Source organism: Sorangium sp. So ce1036, assembly GCF_051369805.1.
GTDB classification, from domain to species: Bacteria; Myxococcota_A; Polyangia; order Polyangiales; family Polyangiaceae; genus Sorangium; species Sorangium cellulosum_F.
The window spans coordinates 8,858,496-8,880,680 of sequence record NZ_JBBMOX010000001.1 but is presented as its reverse complement, the minus strand read 5'-3'; the positions used below and the strand labels follow the sequence as shown (position 1 = coordinate 8,880,680).

The following is a 22,185-nucleotide window of genomic DNA, read 5'->3' as shown; positions in this document are numbered from 1 at the left end:
CGCGTGGGAGGGGCGTCGCGCCGTGCTCGGCGGCGCGCTCGCCCGTGAGGTTCTGGCGGTAGGCGGTCACGCGCATGCCGAACGCGAGCGCGACGCGGGCGCTTCTCCGCGTTCCTTCTGGCCTGGCCCGCTCCGCGCCGCGCTCCCTGCGGTCTTTCAGCTTGAGATATCGAGGGCTGCGTGGCGATGGCAGCCTCATCGATGCGTGAATGGGTTGTCGGTGGATATCGTTGTCTTTGGGCGAGGGGGGCAGAGCTCATAAGGGTCTTCGCTGTCTGTGGGGAGCGCGACGCTCTGTGGTCGCGCGCGAGCTCCCGCGATCGGTTTGCAATTCTTCACAATTCCTTCCTCGGCTCGAGCCGGGCCACGCGATGCCCACGGGCGTGATTGACGCCGCGGACGGACCGTGCCATTTTCGGCGGTGTCGCGCACGCCCCGCCTTGTGAGCTCTCGTCGAGGGCTCGACCCGCTCGTGAAGGCGGAGGGCGAACCCACGCTGAGCGTCGGCGTGAAGGCCCTGCGGAGCGTGCTCGGCGCCGCAGAGGCGGCCGGCATCGACGCGAGCTCGCTCGCCCGAGCGCACGGCCTCGCGCCGGAGGATCTGCGCAACCCCGACTTCCGGCTCTCCTACCGCCGGTGGATCGTGCTCTGGGACGATGTCGTCGAGAGGGCCGGTGAGCCGGGCGTCGGGCTCCGTGCCGCGGAGGCGCTCTCGATCGGCCACTGGGATGTGATGGACTACGTCGTCGCGTCGAGCGACACGGTGGGCGACGCCTTCGAGAGGTTCTCGCGGCACTTCGCCGTCATCAGCACGGCCGTGCGCCATGTCCTCCAGGTCGATCGCGAGGAGGCCCGGCTCGTCCGGCAGCACGTACCGGGGGCGGCCCCGCACCGGGTCGCGACCGAGTTCGGCTTCGCGAACATCGTCCTGCGCTTCCGCGCGCTCGCCGCCGCACCGTGGTCGCCTTCCTCGATCCAGTTCCGTCACCCGCGCTGCGTCGATCTCGAGACGTACACCCGGATCTTCGCTTGCCCGATCCGATTCCGAGCGCCCGAAGACGCGATCGTCCTCCCGCGCGCGCTGCTCGCGACGCCGATGAAAGGGGCCGCCCCCGAGCTCTGCGCCGTCCTCGAGCGCCACGCCGCCCTCCTCGTGCAACAACTCCCACCCGCCCAGGCGAGCCTCGTGGAGCGCGCGCGGCACGCGCTCGCCCTCGAGCTCCACGGCGGCGCTCCCAGGCTGGCGACGGTGGCGAAGCGGCTCGGGGTGAGCGCGCGCACGCTGCAACGACGCCTCTCGGAGGACGGCTTTCCCTTCCGAGCGCTCGTCGAGAAGACCCGCGAAGAGCTCGCGCTACGCTATCTGGAGGACCCCGCCATCGGGCTCGCGGAGATCGGGGCGCTCGTGGGCTTCTCCGATGTGAGCGCCTTTTACAAGGCTTTCCGGCGCTGGACGGGGAGCACGCCGGGCCAGCTCCGCGAGCGCTCCGTGGCGTAGCCGGAGGCGCCGCCGGACAGTCGATTGGCGTGGCGGCACAATGCCGAGGGCGGCCCGGGCTCGTACTCTCCGGGCATGCGCTCCTTCGCCCGCCGCTGCTGTCTCGCGAGCCTCGTGCTCGCCTCGGGCTGTCTGGATCCAGACGCGCCTGGAAACCTCGTCCCGAGGACGGTCGCGGAGGACGACACGCTGCCTCGCTTCACCCTCCGCGACGGCGCCCGCATTCACCTCCGCACGCAAGGGGACCCGAGGAACCCCACCCTCATCACGCTGCACGGCGGCCCCGGCGGCGACATGCGCGGCATGCTCGGCCTCGGCGCGCTCTCCGAGCGGTACTTCGTCGTCCACTGGGATCAACGGGGCACCGGTCTCTCGGAGCGTGTCCCCTCATCGGACTTCACCGCCGAGACGTACGCGGCGGATCTCCACGAGCTCGTCCAGCACTTCTCCCCCGACGAGCCGGTCACGCTGTTCGGGCACTCCTGGGGCGCCATGTACGCGGCCCTTTATATCCAGAGGCACCCCGACCGCGTCGCAGAGGCCGTCCTCAGCGAGCCGGGCTTCCTGAACGCGGCGATCGCGAACGAGACCGAGCTCTTCACGTTCGGCTTCACCGCCGAGGGGCTGAACGATCTCGGCTGGTCGGAGTGGGCCATGAGCCCCGACGGAGACGCGCGCGCAGACTTCCTCCTCTCCCTGGGACAGGGCTGGTCGCAGCCAGGTTATTACGAAGATCCGGACGACCCCAACAACGTCAAGGCCTTCCGCCTGGGCGCGCGCGCGATGCGGGACCTGCAGAGCTCGGCGAAGACGGACGGAGTGTGGAGCTTCGATTTCTCTTCCGGCCTCGATCGCTTCTGCAAGCCGGTGACCCTGATCGGGACGACGATCAACACCGTCATCGGGTTCGAGCACCAGGAGAGCCGCCACGCCCCTCTTTTTTGCGACGTCGAGCTCGTCCGCGTCGAGGGCGAAGACCACGGCTGGGTGAACAGACACCCCGATCGTGTCATCGAGGTCCTTCGCGCCCACCTCGGCGCATACAAGGGGGCGAGATGAGAGCCGTCGCCCTCGCCGCGGCGATCGGCGCGACGGCGGTCCCAGCGGTCGCGTCGGCCTCGCCCATCAGCGGGTATCAAGGGGAGCAAGAGAACGCGACGCACGTCAATCTCGGCTGGAACTCCGCGCCTGCTGTGGAGCTCGCCTACGGGCGAACGATCCCGATGGAACGGCTCGTGCGCCGCCTCGACCTCGAGCTCGGACTGACGCTGCCGGCCTTCCTCGTGATGGAAGTCGACTCCTTCCGCCTGGAGCCGGCGGCGCGCGCGATGCTCTTGCAGCGCGGCGGCTGGGGGCTCGCCGCGCGCCTGGGGCTGCCGGTGCACGCGGGCGACAACCAGACGTTTCAGTTCGCGAGCGTGGGCGCGCACACCGGGCTCGCAGGCGGCTATTTCAGGCGCGGCGGGTTCATCGCGCTGGAGGTGGAGTACACGGCGATCCTGAGCACGTACGTCGCGGCGAGCGATCGCGCGCGCGCGACCTACGAGGGCATTCGCGACGGCTTTTATGCGCCCACAGGGGGCTACCTCGACGCGAGCCTCGCGTTCGCGCTGTCGATCGGCTCGAGCCTCGAGCTCGGGCTGCGCGCGGGCTATCGCTCCACCCACGGCCTGGAGCCGCCCCCGCTCGTCCCCTTCCGCGCCGAAGTGGGCCTGTCCTACGCGTTCGGAACGTCGGCGGCGGCGCCGCCCCAGGAGATCAAGCAGTAGCGCGACGCACGGGGGCCTTCCCCGAGCCGTCCATCCAGCCGCCGGCCAGCGCGACGCACGCCAGCCCTGCCAGCGCGCCTGACCCCGATCACGGGCCCGCGATGAAGCTGTCCTGGTAGCCCGGGTCCTCCACCTCGAGCGCGAACGGCGTGGCCGCGAGCGGGCGGATCGTGTCGAGCATGACCGCGAGCTCGCTCGTCGCGCGGCTCCCGAGGCTCGCCTCGTACGCGCCGGGGTGCGGCCCGTGCGGGACACCGGCCGGGTGGTGCGAGAGGCTGCCGGGGCCGACGCCGCGGCGCGAGGTGAAGTCGCCGCGGCAGTAGAACAGGATCTCGTCGCAGTCGACGGACGCGTGGGGGTAGGGGCAGGGGATCGCCTCCGGGTGGAAGTCGACCGGGCGCGGCACGAAGCTGCAGACGAGGGCGCCGCGCGCCGCGAACGTCCCGTGCCAGTCCGGCGGCAGGTGCACGAGCCCGACGCGCGCCTGGAAGCTCAGGATCGGGAACGCGAACGGGTACACCGTCCCGTCCCAGCCGACGACGTCGAGCGGCGAGCGGTCGCAGGCGAGGCCGTGGAACGCGCCGCCGCGCTTCACGACCAGCGCGCGGATGCCCTCGTCGAGCGGGCCGACGAACGTGGGCCGCCGGAAGTCGCGGTGCGAGTACGGCGCGTCCATCCGGAGCTGGCCGACCTCGTTGCGCCACTTGCGCGGGAGGTGGACGTCCGCGGCCTCGATCGAGAGCCAGCGCTGGGGCGCGGCGTCCGGGATGAAGCGGTGGAAGAGCCCCTTCGGGACGACGACGTAGTCGTCCTGCTCGAAGCGGAGATCGCCGAGCATCGTGCGCAGGACGCCGCTGCCCTGAAAGACGAAGAGCAGCTCGTCCGCGTCCGCGTTCGCGAAGTACACCGGATCGGCGGCGTCCGGCTCAACGATCCCGATCACCACGTCGTCGTTGAAGAGCAGCGGCACGCGGCAGTCGATCGCGGGCCCGCCCCGCCGCGGCAGGTCCTGCGACCGGTAGTGACGCTTCGCGAGCGGGCGCGCCGGCGCGGCGACCGGCAGCGCGAAGCCGTGCTCGGCCCGCGCGAGCCGGTGCTCGTGCGGCCGGCGCTCGTGGTAGGCGATCGTGTAGGGGCCGTCGAAGCCCTCCCGCGTCAGGCACTCCTCGTAACGGAGCTCCCCCGCCTCGCTCCGGAGGGCGATGTGGTGCTTGCGGGGGAGGCTCCCGAAGGCGACGCGATCGAGCATCAGCCGCGCCCCTCGGCCCTCTGCTGCCGCTCGATGCTCTCGAACAGCGCCCGGAAGTTGCCGGCGCCGAAGCCGCGATCCCCCTTCCGCTGGATGAGCTCGAAGAAGAACGGCCCGGCGTCGGGATCGCGGTGCGTGCCCGCCGACTCCTTGAGGAAGATCTGGAGCAGGTACGACCGCGCGCCGTCGCCGTCGACGAGCACCTCGAGCTCCCGCAGCGCCGCCACGTCCTCGTCGAGCTGCCCGACGCCGAGCTGCCGCAGGCGCTCGGGCAAGAGGTCGTAGTAGGCGGCAGGGGTCGGCATGAACTCCACGCCGCGCGCGCGCATCGCCCGCACGGCCGCGAGGATGTCGTCCACGGCGAGCGCCGCGTGCTGCACCCCGTCGCCGCGGTGCTCCTCGTTGAAGACGTTGATCTGTGAGCTCTTGAAGTGCGGCCGGTAGGGCTCGTTGTTGGCGAACTTCACGCCCGAGCCCGGGTCCCACATCACGGCCGAGCGCAGGCCCGAGCCGTGGCCCGCGTCCTCCGCGACGTCGTTCGTGTGGAACGCGATCTTCCAGAACGGCTCGAGCCCGAGCACGTGCTCCATCCAGAGCAGGGCGGGCGCCATGGTCTGGAAGTTCGAGGTGATGTGATCGAACCGGGCGATCCCGAAGCGGTTCCGGCCGCCGCGCGGCGCGTCGTAGGCCACGCAGCCGGGGAACAGCGCGGGGTAGCCGCGCCGCTCCACGAAGCGGAAGGTGGTGTCCCCGAACGGCGTCGTGATCGAGAACGACGCGAACGTGCCGCCGCCCTCGGTCACCCGGTGGATCTCGTCGATCGGCGTGCCCCCGCGGCCCTCGAGCAGCCGGAAGGCGCGGTCCACGTCCTCCACCTCGAAGACGATCGTGCCCACCCCGTCGGGGTGCTTGCGCAGGTAGCGCCACGCCCGCCCGCCCTCGCCCGTCGGCTGCGAGCAGACGATGGCGCACTCGCCGGCCAGGAAGACGACCGACCGCTGCGCCGCCGCCGCGTTGAGCTCGGGCGAGCTCGCGGCGATCTCCTGGAAGTCGAGCTTCTCCGTGTAGAACCTGCGGCTCCGCTCGAGGTCGCGCACGTAGTAGTGCAGCGCCTCGACCCGCTTGATACCTATCGATTCCACCTTGGCGCTCATCCGGCCACCACCCGCTGCGCGATGCGCCCGAACAGGCTCTCGCCCGAGCGACTCAACATCTCGATCATGATCGTGTCTCCCGGTCTCATGAACGGCGTCCTCGCCGCCCCGTGCTCGAGGATCTCGAGCATGCGCTTCTCGGCCAGGCACGACACGCCGCGCGCCGGATCCCGGTTCGAGACGGTGCCGCTGCCGAGGAGGGTCCCGGCCGTGAAGCCGCGGGTCCTCGTGATGTGCTCGATGAGGTCGAAGAACGAGAAATGCATCTCCGGGCCGGCCTCGGGATCGCCGATGAGCGCGCCGTTGTAGGTGGAGCGGAGCCGCAGGTGGACGCGCCCGTCGCGGAGCGCGTCGCCGAGCTCGTCCGGCGTGATCGCGAACGGGGAGAACGCCGTGGCCGGCTTCGAGCAGAAGAACCCGAAGCCCTTCGCGAGCTCGGCGGGCACGAGGTTGCGCAGCGTCACGTCGTTGGCCAGCAGGAACAGGCGGATGTGCCGGTGGGCCTCGTCGCGGCGCGTGCCCTGCGGGGTGTCGCCGAGGACGGCGCAGACCTCGGCCTCGAAATCGAGGCCCCAGGCCTCGTCGCGCAGGACGATGTCGTCGGTCGGCCCGAGGAGGACGCCGGAGCCGCCCTGGTACACCAGCGGATCGGTCGTGAGCGTCTCGGGGGGCTCGGCGCCGCGCGCCTTGCGCACCAGCTCGATGTGGTGGATGTACGCCGACCCGTCGATCCACTCGTAGGCGCGGGGCAGGGGCGCGGCGAGCGCTTCCACGGCGAGCGGGGCCACGGCCGCGCCGCCGCGCTCGATGTCGTCGGCGAGGCGGCGGAGCGCGGGCTCGGCGCGCTCCCAGTCGTCGAGCGCGGCCTGGAGCGTGGGGAACGCGCTGCCGGCCGGCGCGCAGACGAGGCCGTCGCGGCGGACGACGACGAGCGTGCCGTCGCGGCCGGGGCCGCGGAGAGAGGCGAGCTTCATGCGGGGGCGAGCTCCTCGGGGCACCCCGGTGGTCTCTTCGTCTCCGCTGGACGACCAGGAGACCCGTCGCGCCTGCCAGGGCTCGTCCTCCCTCGCGGACCGCGCGTCGGATCACCGGTTGAACGGCTCCGCAGGACCACCGGATTGGATATCTTCTCGACGCTCTACGATCGTGTGCAGCGCGCCATGGAGGCGTCTGCGACGACTTCGTACCCGATCCCCCTGGCTCGCGGCATAGGCAACCTGGCCTATGCCTCGACGCGAGGCTCACGCCGGAGGGGCGCTCCGCGGGGGCTCGAGCTCGGGGCAGGAGGGCGGGCGCCTCGATACCGAGCCGTTCTCATGCCGCGCATGACCTGCGCCTCGCGAGCGGATCGTGGACGGGGAGCTCGCATCGCTCCGGGGATCACTTCTGCACCTGGACGCCTAGAAACAGGGCATTCCCCTTCGCCCCCGACAGATCGCTCCGTTGATAGCCGAACGCCACACGCGCGGCGTGCCCTTCGATGATGTAGCCCATCTGGGCATCGATGAGCAGATAGGGGTCCGCACCCTTCGGCTTCGCTTGTTGCAGTCGGACCAGGGGCTGCAGCTTCCCGACGCCGATGTCGCTCGGCGTGAGGTAGCTCGCGAGCGCAAAATAGGAATAATCAAACCTCTCGAAATCGCCAAAGTACTTATAAACTGCGCCTTCGAGCGTGACCGTGCCCGCCGCGCCGAGGTTCTTTTCGAACAGGAGGTCGGCGTTGACCTCGCCATAGGTGTCCTTGCGCGGGACGCCTGGCGGCATGCCCGTCTCGGGGGGCGGCAACGTTTCGACGGAACCTCCCCTCTGCACCTCAGCGGCCACGCCGAGCGCGAGGATGCTCTTCTCTCCGAGGTACGTGGACTTCTGGTAATAGGCCGGCTCTGGGTCGAGCAAGCTCATGTTGAGCCTCACCGTGTAAAGCGGGCTCACCGAAGAGTCATGCAGGTTGAAAGCGCCCACGTAATACTTGAACAGGCCGCCCGCTACCTTGCCCCAGGCGGTCACCCCATCGTTGCGCCCGAAAGGCCCCTGTCTCGGCCCGATCGGCGGCGCATAGGGTTCGAAGAGCCCGGGATAGTTCCACGGCCCCATCGACCACGGCCCGGAGAAGGCGGAGCGATCCGACGGCACGATCATTCGACCGATCCAGACGTTCAGCAGATCATGAAAATTGAGCTTTGCGATGGCGTCACGGAGGGTCGCGCTGCCCGCGATGTTGCCCCCGGTCGGGGTCGGACCAAACTGAGCGACGATCGCGCCCTGCACCCCGATGAACCGGTTGATCTCGCCCGAGAACATCAGATCCAGCTCGCCGTCCCCGAGCAGTCGGTCCATCCTCTCGCGCGCGCTGGGATCCTGTAAGCGACCTCCGACGCGGGCCCAGGCCGCGACGCTGAGCGGATTCTTCCACGGCCCGTCCTCGGTCGGCGGCGCCGGCGGAGCTGGGCCGGGCCCGGCAGCGCCGCGCAGCGCCGGCGCGCCGGCGTGGGCTTCGGCCGAGGGCGCTCGCGCCGCGCTCGCGTCTGCAGGAGGGCTCGCGGGCCCGGTCGCGGGAGCCGCGATCGGCGCGTCTTCGCCCGTGGGCGCCGGCAGCGCCTCGGGCTGCGCCTGTGCCCGTGCCGGGTGATTGAAGGAGATGAGGCCGAGGACGACGGCCAAGATCCCTGCGCCAGCATCGCCCCGGCGTCTCGCCGCCCTCGTCTGTCTGCTCATGCGTTCTCGGTCTCCGCGCCCCATTCTCGTCAGGCCATCCGAGGTCTTGAAGGTCTCAGCCACGATCGCGCCCCTAGCCGATCTCGTACACCGTGAGCCGCACCCGGTCGGCCAGCCGCTCGCCCACGGAGAGGGCCAGCACGGCGTTCAGCCGCAGGAGCCCTGGCGCCGAGGTGCGCATGCGGATGGCGGTGCGGAAATAGTAGAGCCCGGGGTCCACGGCCTCGCCGCGCCCGAGCGCCGCGAGCACTTCCGGCGGCCCGGCGCGGACGCCCTCGGAGAGGATCTCCACCGTCCCATGGCCGGCGATGTCGAGGATGTAATGGGCGGAGATGTCCATCCGCCCGTCGGCCCAGATCGTCTGCCAGTCGCCGCCCGGCAGCACGCGGCCCTCGAGGCCGCCGGCCACCGTGCCGCCGACGATGGGGATGAAGCGACGGCCGGGCGAGCCCGGATTGACGGTGACCGGCGGGGCCACGGCCACCTCGAGCGTCATCAGGGGGGAGAGGGGCGGGCTCACGCGAGCGGCTCCGAGGCGCGCTTCAGGCCGGTCAGCACCTTGTAGCGGGCGGCGATGGCCTCCAGCTCGCCGGGGGTGAAGACGTCCTCGATGCGGTCGAAGCCGTCGGGCGCGCGCTCCTGGGCGATCTGCATGCACTGCTCCGGACCGTTGCCGCGATTGGCCGCGACGATGGCGGCGGTGGCGGGCAGGCGCTCGGCCTCGTAGGCGGCCAGCGCTTCCACCGGATCGGCGTGGGCGGCGAGCGCGCGGACCAGCGCGCGGGCGTCCAGGATGGCCTGGCTCGCCCCGTTGGAGCCGATCGGATACATGGGGTGGGCGGCGTCGCCCAGCAGCGTCATGCGCCCATGGCTCCAGCGCGGCAGCGGATCGCGGTCGACCAGCGGAAACTCGTAGATCTCCTCGGCGTCCCGGATCAGGCCGGGCACATCCAGCCAGTCGAAGCGCCAGTCCTCGAACCTGGGCAGGAAGTCGGCAGGATCGCCCCGCCGGTTCCAGTCCTCCCGTCGCAGGCTCTCGGCGACGGCGAGCTCGGCGATCCAGTTGATCGTCTGACGTCCGTCCGGCCCCGGCGGGGAAATGGGATAGGCGACGAACTTCTGATCCTGATGCCCGGCCATGATCATGCTGGCGCCGGTGAGGAAGGGCGCCGCCAGGCTGGTCGCCCGCCACAGGATGCGGCCTCCATAGACCGGCGGCCCCTCGTCCGGATAGAGGCCGGCGCGCGCCGCCGAATGGATGCCGTCGGCGCAGATCAGGAGGTCGGCGGGGACCTTCCACGTCGCGCCCTCGCGGCTCAGGAAGCGCGCCACGACGCGGCCCTCGCTCTCCTCGTGGTCCGAGAGGCGCCGGTCGCAGATCACCCGGTCTGAGCCCAGCCGCTCGACGGCGGCGTCGAACAGCACGCCCTGCAGGGCGCCGCGGTGCAGGGAGATCTGCGGCGCGGCGTGACCCGCGAAGCGCCCGCGCGGCTCGCCCCAGATGCGCTGGCCGAAGCGGTTGAAATAGACCAGCTCGCGGGTCGCCACCCCATGGGCCAAGAGGACCTCGACCAGGCCCAGCTCGTCCAGCACCTCGGCGGCGTGGGGCAGGAGGTTGATGCCGACCCCGAGCGGCAGGATGCTGGGCGCGGCCTCGAACACCGTCACCTCATGACCCGAGGCGTGCAGCGCCAGGGCCGCGGCCAGGCCGCCGATCCCGGCGCCCACGACGATCACTTGCATGTTATTCTCCCGCAGACATGCGGCTCGACGCCGCCTCTTGTTGAAGCGGCCGCCATGCCTCAATCACCGGCATGGTGGCCGCGAATGGTCCTCACCGCCGCCGCCGCCCCGACGCTAGCTCAAGCGAAACCCGAGTCAGAACTGCGAGAAGAAGTTCCAGATCGATTCACCGGAATTGCTCACCGGGGCGTGGCCCCCGCTGAACTCACACCAGACGACGGGGTAGCCCGCATCGCAGCCTTCGTAGCTGACGCAGGGCTCCGGCTGGACCGGCGTGGCCTGCGGATCGCAGTGGTTTCGTTCGAGGAAGACATCGCGCGCGGACCGACCCTGCTCGACCGGAACCACGTCGTCGGCGTCGCCGTGGGCACCCCACATGGCCACGGGGTTGTCGCCGTCTTCGCAGCCGCTGTAGAGCGCGCCGGACATGGGGGCGATGGCGCGGAAGACGTCGCCCATCGCGCAGCCGATCGCGTAGGACATCATGCCGCCGTAGCTGAATCCGGTCGAAAAGATCCTGCTCTGGTCGATGCAGAGCTCGGCGCGGAAGCGGTCGAGCATGGCGCGGAGGAACGCGATGTCGCGGCCGCCCGTGTTCGCCCAGCCCTGGTCGAGGCCCTCGGGCGAGACGAAGATCGCCGAGCCGTCGGCGCGACTCTGGAGGCCGTAATAGCCGCCGCCGAACCCGGTCGCGACCTGCTCGGCCGAGCCGCCGAGGGGATGCCAGGCGAAGATCAGCCGGTAAGCACGGTTCGGGTCATAATCGTCCGGTACGGCGAGGATGTACTCGCGCTTCGTGCCCCCGACATCGATGCTGAAACGGCCGCTCTTCGGCGCCGTCGCGCTGCCGCAGCCCGCGCTCTGCGTCTCACCGCCCGCGCCGCCTGCGCCGGATCCGGCGGCGCCCGCGCCGCCCGCGCCCCCTTCTCCCGAGGCCGGGCGCCCGCCGCTGCCGCCGACCCCCGCCGACGGGCCCCCCGTCGCCGACGGGCCCCCCGTCGCCGATGGCCCCCCCGTCGCCGACGGGCCCCCCGTCGCCGACGAGCCCCCCGCGGCACCGGAGCCGCTGGTGCCGGGCCCAGCGTACCCTCCGGCGCCGCCGCTGCCGGACGATGCCTCGGCCGTCGCATCCCCCTGGCTGGAGCAGGCCAGCGCCGCGAGCGCCGCGAGCGCCGCGAGCGCGACGAGCCCTGGCGTGGTCGTGCCGAAATTTCGAAGCGTTTCCATTCGTCCTCGCCTGTGTTCGAAGATCGCCGTCCTTCTTCGCATCCCCCGATGCAGGTGACCGCAACGACTTCGTACCCAAGTCCTCCGGCTCGAGGCATAGGCATACTCGCCCATGCCTCCATGCGAGACGTCACGCGCACGGCGGCGGGCTGACGATTCGAGCGAGAGCGAAAATTCGCCTGACGCTGCAATTGCTGCCTGTGGTGGCCCACGCGGACTGTGGCGTGAGGGCGACGCTCGATGGCCGACACGCGCCGGTCGCCGCACAAGAGTCCGCGCAAAGCCATTCAATTGGCCGGGGACTCTCCGCAACGACAGGCGCCTGCCATTACGTTCAAAGTAAATCCCCAGATCCGCTGACCAGAACCAACAAGTCCATCGAGCTCACCCGCTCGGGTGATATTGTCCACCCCACGCTGGAGACAGGATCATGGACGACGACAAGCCCCAGAACCCCACGCCTTCCCTCACGGATCTGATGGGCGCGATGGCGGCGGCCCAGGCCGCGCAGGAGCCGTTCTTCCTCGGCCGCCTCCGCGGGCACTTCGGCGCCGACCCCCGCGCCCTCCCCGTCGTCGCCGAGGAGCTCCCGGCCTCGGACCACCCGAACTTCCAGCTCGCAATCGAGACCCACCTCCGCGACGGCGGCTTCACCTCCGAGCTGCTCGGGGTCACCGGCGGCGACATGTTCCGGGGGGTGAGCCTCTCCGATCTCCTCTCGCCGCCCTCGGCGATACCCGGGGTCGGCGGACCGCCCCTTTCGCAGGGGCCCGTGCAGTACCGCAACGTCCGCCTCGACGAGGAGCGCCTCGTCGCCTGCGTCGCCGGCGGCCTCTACCTCCTCGGCCATGGGGACGACCGCTTCGCGCTCCTGGTGCGCGGCCCGAGCGACGCCGGGTTCCGGCGCAGCCTACCTGGCGGGCCAGATGCGGGAGCGCACCACCCTGCTCCTCACCGGGCTCGGGGTGAGGCTCCTCAAGGAGGCCTGCGCGATGGCGCGGTCGCTCCAGCCCTCGCTCGTGGTGCTCGAGGACGTCGATATCATCGCCCAGGACCGCGACAGCACGGACTCGAGCTGTCGCTCCCCGCTGCTCTTCGATCTCCTGAACCAGATGGACGGCCTCGCGGAGGACACCGACGTGATCTTCCTCTTGACCACCAACCGCCCGCAGGCCCTGGAGCCGGCGCTGGCGGCGCGGCCGGGGCGGATCGATTTCGCCGTGGAGATCCCGCTGCCGGACGCCGAGTGCCGGCGGCGGCTGCTCGCGCTTTACGGGCGCGGCCTCTCGCTCAGGGGCGACGATCTCGCGCCGCTCATCGCGCGGACCGAGGGGGTGAGCGCGGCGTTCATCCGCGAGCTCCTGAGGCGGGCGGCGCTGTTCGCGGCCGACGCGGGGCGCGGCACGGCGGTCGGCGAGGAGCACCTCAAGGCGGCGCTGCACGAGCTCCTCGTCGACGGGGGGCCGCTCACCCGGAGCCTGCTCGGCGCTCAGGCCCACCGCCCCTCCTGATCACCCCCCGGCCGCCCGCCGGCGCTCATGAGCACTCCTGCGGGGAGTCAGGCCGGTGAGCGAACCGCCATGGCGGTTCGCTCACCGGCCCGACTCCCCGCCGCAGCGACAGCGCTGTTCCGCTCCTCGAACGCCGCCGTTTCAGCGCGCTGCCTGGCATCATCCATGGTGTTGCCGCATACTCTGGACGTGATCCTCGCGCGGTTGCGGGGCGGGCCGGATACGCCTGTCTCCGGATCTCGGGCTGTGACGGGCCCCTCGTGTGGTCCGCCGGTGCAGAAGGCATCACAGCGGATGGAGCCTGGCCTCGGTGATCCGCCGCGGTGCTTCGGGCGCGTCCTTCCAGCGCGTGGGTCGCGCGCCGGCGGGCGCGCGCCGGACGCGTCGATTGCGCGTCACGCCGCCGCCTTCGCCCCGAGTTGCGCAAGGGTCTGCTCGGAGACGCCGTCGCCTGGCCGGGAACACCGGCTCGCGGCCCGCCGAGCTCCTCGCTGACGAACGCTCGATTGACCTCGATCGCGCTGGCAGCCGCCTGGCGAAGGCGGATTGCCTCGGCGTGAACGATCGTCTGAACACGATGATGAACTGGAGGCAGATGATGATGAAGAAGCTTGGTACTGCGTTCGAGCTCGTGGTCTGCGCCGGCGCCGCGCTCGGTCTCACGGCCTGCCTGGGGGCCGACGCGTCGGACGAGCCGAGCGAGCCGCTCGGGTCGCAGTCGTCCGAGATCCTCGGCGGCGGCCCCGACGCCCAGGTCGTGCTCTACGACCTCCCGGGCTTCTCCGGCGATTCGCAGAGCTTCGGGGTCGGCCGCTACAACATCGAGGCATCGGCGATCAACAACCGCGCGAGCTCGATCAGGGTCCCCGCCGGGCTCCGGGTCACGGCCTTCGCGAACCCCGAGTTCGGGCCGCAGGCGCACGTCTTCACCTCGGACGTGGCGGTCCTCGCGGACGTGGGCCCGGCCGTCGACAACTTCATCTCGAGCCTCGTCGTCGCGCACGCCTCGGACCCGCAGCTCGACGCGGTCACCTTCTACAAGGACGCCGATTTCTCGGGCGACTCGTTCACCTTCGGCGTCGGCGCCAACCTCTTGTTCGCCTCGCCATGGACCCCGTGGGAGGCGCAGATCAGCTCCGTCCGCGTCCCTCCCGGCTTCAAGGTGACGCTCTCCACCGGGTGGATCACCTGGTATGACCCGGAGACGCTCGTCTTGACGGAGGACGCGGACCTCGCCGACCACGACTTCGACGACAAGACCCTGAGCTTCATGGTCGAGCGCTTGTAGGAGCGCGCGTGGGCCGCGCCCCTCACGCCGGCTCGAGCCGCACCCCGGGCGCCCCCAGCGAGGGCCGCCGCACGACGCGCGGGCCGAGCGCGTCGAGGATCCGCGCGTGGCGCTCGGCGGGCGCCCATACGAGGACGTGCCCGCCGCCCCCGGCGCCGCAGATCCGGAGGACCTCGACCCCGAGCCCGTCGAGCCGCTGCTGGAGCGACAGCGCGAGCGCGCTCGCCGCCCCGGAGAGGCGCATCTTCGCCGCGGCGCCGCGGCGCATCCCCGAGAGCACCAGCGCGAGCGACCCGAGCTCGAAGCCGCGGGCCACCTCGCCGGCCGCCGCCACGAGCGCGCCCTTCGCGTCGCTCGCCGCGCCGACCTCCATCCGGTCCAGGATCTCCCCGGACACGCGCCGCACGTCGGTGTCCACGAGCAAGAGCCCGGCCGAGAGCGCGGGCACGAGGCCCGGACACCCGATCGGCAGCGGGCGCACCCCCGAGCAGCCGCGGGCGTCGAACGTGAGATCGAGCAGCCCCCCGAACGCCGCGAACACCTGGTCCTGCGCGCCGCACGCGTTGCCCAGCTGCTCGCGCTCGAGCGCGACCGCCTCGCGCGCGAGCGCCTCCGGCGCCGCGGCCTCGCCCACCGAGGCGCGCAGCGCGAAGAGCGCCGCCACCGCGACCGACGCGCTGCCGCCGAGGCCGGCGCCGGGCGACATCTCCGTCTCGACCCGGAGGGCGACCCCGTCGTCGACGCCCGTCGCCGAGAGCGTCGCCTCGATCAGCCGGAAGGCGACGTCGTCGCGCGCGGGCTCCGCGCGGCGCCGCGTGACGATCTGCGGCGCCGCGGCGCCCGGTCCCGCGGCCGGGCGGGCCGGGCCTCGCGAGGCCGACTCCATCCGCACCCAGCCGCGATCGAACGGCTCCACGACCACGCGCACGCGCACGTCGATCGCCGCGCCGACCACGCGCCCGCCGCCTTCGCGCGCGACCCCCGGCAGGTCGCTGCCCCCTCCGGCGAAGGAGACGCGCATCGGCGCGCTCGCGACCGCGCGCCGCAGCGGGCTTCGCGGCGTTCGCGGCGCGGAGAGGGGGCCGGCGCAGGGGATGCTCATGTCGTGTTTCATCGCGGGCGCGATCCGCCGGAGACAGGGCGGGCTCGGAGCTGGAGACAGGACGGGCTCAGGATATCCAGACGGGGCGCGCCGCGGTGCATTCGCAGCCGCACCCGCGTTCACATCCACCTCCGCATCCGTCTCCGGTGCAGGGCCCCAGTGCAGGGATCGAGCCAGCCATGGAGCGCCCGGCGTGCACGCCGCCCCGCGCGCCGCGCGGCGCCGTTCCACCGAGGTCCCCTGCGCGCCGCGCAGCGTTCATCGAGATCGCGCCGCGAGCGATTGAGTTGCGGACGGAGCGTATGGGGGCCCGCATGTGCGATGGCGTCCGCGACGCGGCCTGTGCGCTCAGCGCAGGTCCTTGCCGCGGGCTCGCGCCGCGGCGCAGGCTGCGCGCTCAGTTCAGGTCCTTGCCGCGGGCTCGCGCCGCGGCGCAGGTTGCGCGCTCAGTTCAGGTCCTTGCCCGCGGGCTCGCGCCGCGGCGCAGGCTGCGCGCGCGCCGCGTCGAGGATCCGATCGATGACCCTGAGCCCGGCCGCGAGCATCTCCCGCTCAGCGCGCTCGCCGCCCGCGTGCACCTCGGCCGCCTTCTCGCGCAGGGTGAGCGCGTCGCGGCGGATGACCGGGAGGCGGGCAGCGGCCGCCGCCTCGGCGATGCGCCCGGCGAGATCGTAGAGGAGGAACGCGTCCTCCTCGCTGATGCCGGGCTCCGCGCGGCGCGCGCGCGCCGCGCCGCCGCGCACCGCCGCGCGGATGGAGCGGTCCCGCCGGCCGCCGGTCACGCGGACGCGCTCCTCCTCCTCGTCGCCTCCCATCGCGTCGTCGTCGTCGCCGATCGAGCCGGAGGAGATACGGTCGAGCAGGCACGTCAGCTCGACGCGGTAAGAGGCGAGGACCAGCGCGCAGAGCGCCCCGCGATCGCGCAGCGAGAAGAGGATCAACTCGAGGAGCCGGTCGGACCGGGTCGCGCAATTTTGCATCGCCGCCTTGTACGGCGTTCGCCCACGCGACCTCAATCCCGAACGCCACCGCCCGCGGCGGATCCACCGCCAGCGGCGTGGTGCGTCACGCCCCGAGGTGGCCGCATGGCGCCCCCGCCTCGCCGGCGTCCAGGCGCGGGTCGGGGACCCCACGCGGCGGTTGCGGAGCTGTGCCGGATCGGTCAAAAGCTCCGACCCTCCTGCGCCGGGGGGCCCTGACCGAGGTCGGGCGCGCCGGCGCGCGGCCCGGTCTGTCCCCTGAATCATCCCATCGGCATTCCCGTGACCGTGAATCGTTCTACCAGCTCCACCCACACCGAAGAGCAGTCCCGCGAGCCGGCCTCGGCCACCCAGCCCGCCCCGTCGGCCACCCAGCCCGTCCAGAGGGACGGCGCGCCGGGCCCCCAGCTGAGCGAGCGCGGCGCGGCGATCGTGCGCGACGAGGAGGGCCTCCTGGCCCGCGTGACCGCGCACCTCGCCTCGGCCACGGCCAAGCCGTCCCGGCCGCCGCCGGTCGAGAACTACGAGGAGCAGCTCCTCTCGTTGCGCGACCAGATCGCGACGGCGCGGCTGGAGGACGTCCCGGCGCTGGTGCAGCAGATGGAGCGCCTGCAAGGGATCGCCGCGCGGCGGAACGAGAACGTCGTCGAGCCCGTCGATCCGAAATCTCCCTATTTCGGCCACCTGCGCCTGCGGGAGAAGGGCCGCCCCGACCGCGACGTGCTCATCGGGCGCACGACGCTCATCGACGCGAGCGCGGGCGTGCGGATCGTCGACTGGCGCCACGCGCCCGTCAGCCAGATCTACTACCGCTACGAGGAGGGCGCGGAGTACGAGGAGACCTTCGGCGAGCGCGAGGTCGAGGGCACCGTGCTCGTGCGGCGCACGGTGACGATCGACAACGGCGAGCTCTACCGGATCTCGGCGCCGCAGGGGACGTTCGTGCGCATGCCGTCGGGCTTCCGCGAGATCGCCACGCGGGCGACCGAGCTCGCCGGCGGCCAGGGCTCCGCGGTGCGCCCCGAGGACATGCGCGACATCGCGCTCGCGGGCGCGGCCGCGGCGCGCGGCGGGCTCGGCACGGGCGCGACGTTCCACGCGCGCGAGGACAGGCACCTGCCCGAGATCGCCGCGCTGCTCGACCCGCGGCAGTTCGAGCTCATCTCGAAGCCGGACTCGGGCATCGTGGTCATCCAGGGCGGCGCCGGCAGCGGCAAGACGACGATCGGCGTCCACCGGCTCGCCTTCCTCGCCTACAACGGCGGCCGCCGCTTCACGGCCGACAAGATGCTGGTCATCGTGGGCAGCCCCGCGCTGCGCGCGTACATCAGCGAGGCGCTCCCCGCGCTCGGCCTCGCCGGCATCGCGGTGGAGACGTTCTCGGAGTGGGCGCGCGCGGCCAGGAAGCGCGCGTTCCCGTGGCTCGAGGCGCCGGTCGAGGAGAACACGCCCTCGGTGGTGACCCGCTACAAGACCCACCCGGCGATGCTCCACCTCCTCGAGCAGCGCGCGTCCGAGCTCAAGGACGACGCGCGGGCGCGGCGCGACTCGCGCGGCACGATCGCGTTCTGGGCCGACGTCCTGACGGATCTCGATCGCGTGATGGCGGCCTTCGAGGCGGCGGGCGATCCCGAGTTCGGCCCCGAGCAGGTGAAGCGCGCGTGGCGCTGGTGCGCGGATCGCTGCCCTGCCGTGGTGGAGCTCGACCCGGGCGACCGCGCCGAGCGCAAGGCGGCGATGGCCGACGAGCCCGCGGACGACGACGACGAGCGCGGGGCGGACGCGCGCGAGGTCACGAGCGACGACCGCGCGGTGCTCGATCCCGAGGACGACGCGCTGCTCCTCCGGGCCTACCAGCTCCTGCGGGGCGAGCTCCGCAAGGGGAAGAACGTGCTCACCTACGAGCACCTCTTCGTGGACGAGGCGCAGGATCTCGCGCCGATCGACCTCGCGGTGCTGCTCGGCGTGGTGGCCGAGCCGCGGAGCGTGACGCTGGCGGGCGACACGGCGCAGCGGCTCTTCATGGACTCGGGCTTCCGCGACTGGCGCGCGACGCTCGACGATCTCGGCCTGTCGCGGGTCGACGTCGAGCCGCTGCGCATCGCGTACCGGTCGACGCGCGAGGTGCTGGCGTTCGCCCGGGCGGTGCTGGGCCCGCTGGCCGATCCGACGCCGCCGCTGGCGCCGCGCAGCGGGGCGCCGGTCGAGCACCACCATTTCCCGAGCGCCGGCGCGGCGGTCGCGTTCCTCGCCGACGCGATCCGCCCGCTGTTCGCGCGCGAGCCCCGCGCCACGCTGGCGATCCTGGCGCGCCACCCCGAGCAGGCGGACGTGTACTACGACGCCCTCAAGATGGCGGAGATCCCGAACCTCCGGCGCGTGCGCGCCTACGAGTTCGCGTTCCGCCCCGGCGTCGAGGTGACGGAGATCCGGCAGGTGAAGGGCCTGGAGTACGACTACGTGGTGCTGGTCGACGTGAACGCGTCGACGTACCCGGCGGACGACGAGGCGCGGCACCTGCTCCACATCGGCGCGACGCGCGCGGCCCACCAGCTCTGGGTGATCTCGACGTCGGCGCCGTCGCCGCTCCTGCCGGACTGGCTGGGCTGAGGCGGTCCGCGTCGCCGCCTGCGGCGGCGGCGAGCTCGGTCCCCCGGGCGCGAGGGGCGCGTCGCTCCGCGCGGGCGCCGGAGCGCCATCGTTCGCGCGGACAGGCGCCGGAGCGCCATCGTTCGCGCGGACAGGCGCCGGAGCGCCATCGTTCGCGCGGACAGAGGCGCTGGCGGACCGGAGCGTTCGCCCGCTCCCGGGCATGCACCGCAGAGCGGCAGCGTGCTCGTGCGCATGGCCGCGCGTGCTCGAACCGGTGGTGCCCGCTCCCTCGGTCGGGCTGGAGCGGCCGGGTTGGCGCCGAGATCTGCGGTCCGCGGTGCGTGTTCGACACAATCGACATGGTGCCGTGAGAGAGTTCTTGACGTTCAGGGGGCCGTGAGTAGATTCCCTCTCGCGCGGTGGAGCAGCCTGGTAGCTCGTCGGGCTCATAACCCGAAGGTCGTGGGTTCAAATCCCGCCCGCGCAACCACGACCCAAGCAATACGCAACACGAGAGAACGCGAGGATTGGCCTTTGACAGGCCACCTCGCGTTTTTCGTTTCTGGGGCGCTGTTTGCGCCAAGCGAGCTCTCGCCCGAGGCGTGGGTTGCGTGCGGCCCGGGTCCCGGGTGTCGTACGCGCAACAGGGCTCCAGGGCGAGCGAGCTCGAGAGGCATTCCGGGGCGCGGCGCGTCCGCCCGCTCCTGTCCGCCCGCTCCTGTCCGCTCGCTCCTGTCCGCTCGCTCTTTGCGAGCCGGAGGCGCGTTTCGGCTCGCGCATGGGACCCGAGGTATCCGGCCCCGCGTCGCGCAGGTGCGCCATGGGTCGGTCGTTCCCCGTAGGCCCACGGAGGGGGTGTTCGTCGCGCGCTGTGGGGACGGGCCGTGTCTGAGCCCATTGGCCATGAGTCCTCCGGCGGAGCCGGAGGACTCATGGCGCAGGCGAGTTCGGCGGGGCCCCACAGCGCGCGACGAACACCCCCTCCGTGGGCCGGGCAGCTCGGCAAGACCTCCCGTTCGAGACGAGCGCTCTTCGTCGACCGTCCCGTCCAGGCTGACGGCGGCCGCTGCCGACGCTGCCGACGCTGCCGACGCTGCCGATGCTGCCGACGGGGCGGGGGCGGTCGCCCCGTCCTGCGCGCACCCGCGCCAATGACGAGCGCACGCGGGCGCGACCGTCCGCCGCGGTGAGCGCGCTTGTCCTGCGCCTCGTCGCCGTCGCGCCGTAGGCAGACGTGGGCTCGGTGCTGTAGGATGGCGGTAGCTGCCGTTCCTGCGCTCTGCGCGCGCATCGCGGCGCGCGCCTCCTCGAAGCAATCCCGGCAACCTCCAGCGGACAACCCACGATGGCCAAACCGAACGATCCCTTCGCGCCTCCCGTGAACACGCGCGGCCCCGCGCCGGCGGGGGATGCCGCCAAGCTGCAACGCGGCGCCGCGCCGGCGCCCCCGCGCACGTCGCCCGCCGCGGCGGGGCCCGCCACCCAGCGGGGACCGGGGGCGTACGGCGCGCCCGACTTCCTGAGCAAGGCGGCGCGGAACGTGCCGGCCGAGCTGCTGAACCCGCGCACCGTCGAGCTCGTGCAGTGGTCCTGGGCGAAGGTGGTGCCCATCTCGGACGCCGCGGCGGCGCTGTTCTATGAGCGGCTGTTCACGCTCGATCCGTCGGTGCGGTCGCTGTTCAAGAGCGATATGGCCGAGCAGAAGAAGAAGCTCATGCAGATGCTCGCCGTGGCCGTCGAGGGGCTGAACAACCCGAGCAAGCTCGTGCCCGTGCTCCAGTCGCTCGGCGCGCGGCACCAGGGCTATATGGTGACCGACCACCATTACGATGTCGTCGGCGAGGCCCTGCTCTGGACGCTGCGCGAGGGGATCGGCGACGCCTTCACGAGCGAGGTCGAGTCCGCATGGAAGGACGTCTACGGCGTGCTCGCGGACATCATGAAGAAGGCGGCCGCCGCGCACGCGGGCGGGGGCGCCACCCAGGCGCTCCCGCCGGCCGCCAGGGACGCGTCCCGGCCGAACGCTCCGCCGCCGGCGCGCAGCCCGTCCCCGCGGCCGCCCCCCGGTCCGGGGCAGCGACCGCACTCGGTCCCGCCGCCGTCGTCCGGCATGGCCGCGCGGACGCTCGTCGGGGTCGTCGCGCCCATGCCGAGCGATCCGGGGGTGCCCGCCGCCGGCGCGGGCGGCGGCGCGACGCCGAGCCCGCGCGCCATCGAGCTCGTGCAGCGCTCGTGGGCGAAGGTGATGCCCATCTCCGACGCCGCGGCGGCGCTCTTCTACGATCGGCTCTTCCAGATGGATCCGTCGGTGCGGGCGCTGTTCAAGAACGACATGGGCGAGCAGAAGAAGAAGCTCATGCAGACGCTCGCGGTGGCGGTCGACGGGTTGAGCAACCTGAGCAAGCTCGTGCCCGTGCTCCAGGCGCTCGGCGTGCGGCACCACGGCTACATGGTGACCGACCATCACTACGATCTGGTGGGCGAGGCCCTGCTCTGGACGCTGCGCGAGGGGCTGGGCGACGGCTTCACGCGGGACGTCGAGACGGCGTGGAAGGAGGTCTACGGCCTCATCGCCGACGTGATGAAGAAGGCGGCCGCCGAGCACGTGGCCGGCGGGGGCGCCAGGGAGGACGCCGCGCGCGGGCCGCGGCAGCCGGCGCAGCGGCCGCCCCTGTCCGAGCCGCGGCCGCAGAGCGTCACGGAGGTGATGCCGCCGAAGCGCCGGCGCCCCGTCGACGACGAGGACGACACGCTGCACTACCAGACCAACCCGGCGCACGACGCCCTGGCCGGCCGCGGCGGGTCGCGGCCCGACAGCGAGCGATCGCCGCGGGGCGCGGCCGGCGCCCGCGCGCCCGCGCCGGCGGCCCCGCAGGGCTTCGTCATCCCCCTGGCGGGGCAGGACATGGTCCTCAACGTCCAGGTCAAGCTGGACGGCCCGCCGCCCGTGGCGCCCATCGTGGTGTCCGCGCCGGCGCCCGCCGCGCTGGAGCCCACGGGGCCGAGCGGCCTGGTCGCGGGGCTCGCGATCGCGCTGGTGGCCGTCGCGTCCTCGATGGCCACGGCCATCCTGTTCACGGTGGGCCAGCCCGACAGGGCGCCGTCCGGCGCGGGCGCGGCGGCCGGCGGGACCGCGCTCAGCGTGGCGTCCCTCGCGACCTACGCCGTGCCGATCATCGTCACGGTCCTCGTCCTCTCGGCGTTCACGATGGGGCACATCCTGGGCCGAGGGCGCGCGCGGGGTGGGGCAGGGGACGCGGGGCCGGGCTCGCCGTGAGCTGAGCGCGGGTGGAGGCCTCGGGGGACGCAACCACCGGGCGAGGGCGGGGATTTGGCGGTAAGATGGAAGTGAGAGTC

General features: G+C 72.4%; 17 protein-coding genes and 1 tRNA gene. 8 read left to right on the top strand and 10 right to left on the bottom strand.

Features of this window, described 5'->3' with window-relative positions:
- Positions 1–442: 442 nt before the first annotated feature.
- From WMF31_RS33335 to WMF31_RS33325, 3 genes are all read left to right on the top strand, one after another.
- Positions 443–1,498 (top strand): AraC family transcriptional regulator, encoded by a 1,056-nt coding sequence (locus WMF31_RS33335; RefSeq protein ID WP_165373010.1) that lies wholly within the window; start codon positions 443–445, stop codon positions 1,496–1,498.
- A 75-nt stretch (positions 1,499–1,573) separates the two neighbouring features.
- Complete coding sequence (locus tag WMF31_RS33330; protein WP_436605813.1) at positions 1,574–2,557, top strand: alpha/beta fold hydrolase; 984 nt, start codon at positions 1,574–1,576, stop codon at positions 2,555–2,557.
- Positions 2,554–3,267 carry a hypothetical protein gene (locus tag WMF31_RS33325; RefSeq protein WP_129345158.1) on the top strand — a complete coding sequence of 238 codons (714 nt, stop codon included), beginning with the start codon at positions 2,554–2,556 and terminating at the stop codon, positions 3,265–3,267. Before WMF31_RS33330 ends, WMF31_RS33325 begins: the two co-directional genes overlap by 4 nt.
- An 88-nt stretch (positions 3,268–3,355) precedes the next feature.
- On the opposite strand, the gene WMF31_RS33320 is transcribed toward WMF31_RS33325, so the two are convergent.
- The 8 genes from WMF31_RS33320 to WMF31_RS33285 all read right to left on the bottom strand — a co-directional run bounded on the left by WMF31_RS33320 (position 3,356) and on the right by WMF31_RS33285 (position 12,205).
- A complete protein-coding gene (locus tag WMF31_RS33320) occupies positions 3,356–4,516 on the bottom strand; it encodes a homogentisate 1,2-dioxygenase (RefSeq protein WP_436605812.1) in 1,161 nt (386 codons plus the stop codon).
- Positions 4,516–5,670 carry a 4-hydroxyphenylpyruvate dioxygenase family protein gene (locus WMF31_RS33315; protein ID WP_436605811.1) on the bottom strand — a complete coding sequence of 385 codons (1,155 nt, stop codon included), beginning with the start codon at positions 5,668–5,670 and terminating at the stop codon, positions 4,516–4,518. The genes WMF31_RS33320 and WMF31_RS33315 overlap by 1 nt, the downstream gene beginning before the upstream one ends.
- Positions 5,667–6,644 carry a fumarylacetoacetate hydrolase family protein gene (locus WMF31_RS33310; RefSeq protein WP_436605810.1) on the bottom strand — a complete coding sequence of 326 codons (978 nt, stop codon included), beginning with the start codon at positions 6,642–6,644 and terminating at the stop codon, positions 5,667–5,669. The genes WMF31_RS33315 and WMF31_RS33310 overlap by 4 nt, the downstream gene beginning before the upstream one ends.
- 406 nt (positions 6,645–7,050) lie before the next feature.
- Entirely contained in the window at positions 7,051–8,331 is a 1,281-nt protein-coding gene (locus tag WMF31_RS33305) for a hypothetical protein (RefSeq protein WP_436605809.1), read from the bottom strand.
- A gap of 127 nt (positions 8,332–8,458) precedes the next feature.
- A complete protein-coding gene (locus WMF31_RS33300; RefSeq protein WP_436605808.1) occupies positions 8,459–8,905 on the bottom strand; it encodes a DUF3237 domain-containing protein in 447 nt (148 codons plus the stop codon).
- Entirely contained in the window at positions 8,902–10,128 is a 1,227-nt protein-coding gene (locus WMF31_RS33295; protein ID WP_436605807.1) for a flavin-dependent oxidoreductase, read from the bottom strand. The genes WMF31_RS33300 and WMF31_RS33295 overlap by 4 nt, the downstream gene beginning before the upstream one ends.
- Before the next feature lie 135 nt (positions 10,129–10,263).
- Complete coding sequence (locus tag WMF31_RS33290; RefSeq protein WP_436605806.1) at positions 10,264–11,355, bottom strand: alpha/beta hydrolase family esterase; 1,092 nt, start codon at positions 11,353–11,355, stop codon at positions 10,264–10,266.
- Between the two features lie 334 nt (positions 11,356–11,689).
- Complete coding sequence (locus WMF31_RS33285; protein WP_436605805.1) at positions 11,690–12,205, bottom strand: hypothetical protein; 516 nt, start codon at positions 12,203–12,205, stop codon at positions 11,690–11,692.
- Here WMF31_RS33285 and WMF31_RS33280 point away from each other — a divergent pair.
- Complete coding sequence (locus tag WMF31_RS33280) at positions 12,204–12,866, top strand: AAA family ATPase (protein WP_436605804.1); 663 nt, start codon at positions 12,204–12,206, stop codon at positions 12,864–12,866. The two genes, WMF31_RS33285 and WMF31_RS33280, sit on opposite strands and share 2 nt — an antisense overlap.
- A gap of 556 nt (positions 12,867–13,422) precedes the next feature.
- Positions 13,423–14,154, top strand: coding sequence for a hypothetical protein (locus tag WMF31_RS33275; RefSeq protein ID WP_436605803.1), 732 nt, complete (start codon positions 13,423–13,425; stop codon positions 14,152–14,154).
- A 22-nt stretch (positions 14,155–14,176) separates the two neighbouring features.
- Here the strand turns inward: WMF31_RS33275 and WMF31_RS33270 are convergent, their stop codons facing one another.
- Both WMF31_RS33270 and WMF31_RS33265 read right to left on the bottom strand, forming a co-directional pair.
- Positions 14,177–15,256, bottom strand: a complete 1,080-nt coding sequence (locus WMF31_RS33270; RefSeq protein ID WP_436605802.1) for a GHMP family kinase ATP-binding protein — start codon at positions 15,254–15,256, stop codon at positions 14,177–14,179.
- Positions 15,257–15,702: 446 nt separating this feature from the next.
- Entirely contained in the window at positions 15,703–16,236 is a 534-nt protein-coding gene (locus tag WMF31_RS33265) for a hypothetical protein (protein WP_436605801.1), read from the bottom strand.
- A gap of 288 nt (positions 16,237–16,524) precedes the next feature.
- Here WMF31_RS33265 and WMF31_RS33260 point away from each other — a divergent pair, with 288 nt between their 5' ends.
- The 3 genes from WMF31_RS33260 (at position 16,525) to WMF31_RS33250 (ending at position 22,105) form a co-directional block, all read left to right on the top strand.
- Positions 16,525–18,846 carry an ATP-binding domain-containing protein gene (locus tag WMF31_RS33260; RefSeq protein WP_436605800.1) on the top strand — a complete coding sequence of 774 codons (2,322 nt, stop codon included), beginning with the start codon at positions 16,525–16,527 and terminating at the stop codon, positions 18,844–18,846.
- A gap of 395 nt (positions 18,847–19,241) precedes the next feature.
- Positions 19,242–19,318, top strand: a tRNA-Met gene (locus WMF31_RS33255).
- An 855-nt stretch (positions 19,319–20,173) separates the two neighbouring features.
- Positions 20,174–22,105: a globin family protein gene (locus tag WMF31_RS33250; RefSeq protein WP_436605799.1), complete on the top strand. Its 1,932-nt coding sequence runs from the start codon at positions 20,174–20,176 to the stop codon at positions 22,103–22,105.
- Positions 22,106–22,185 lie beyond the last annotated feature (80 nt).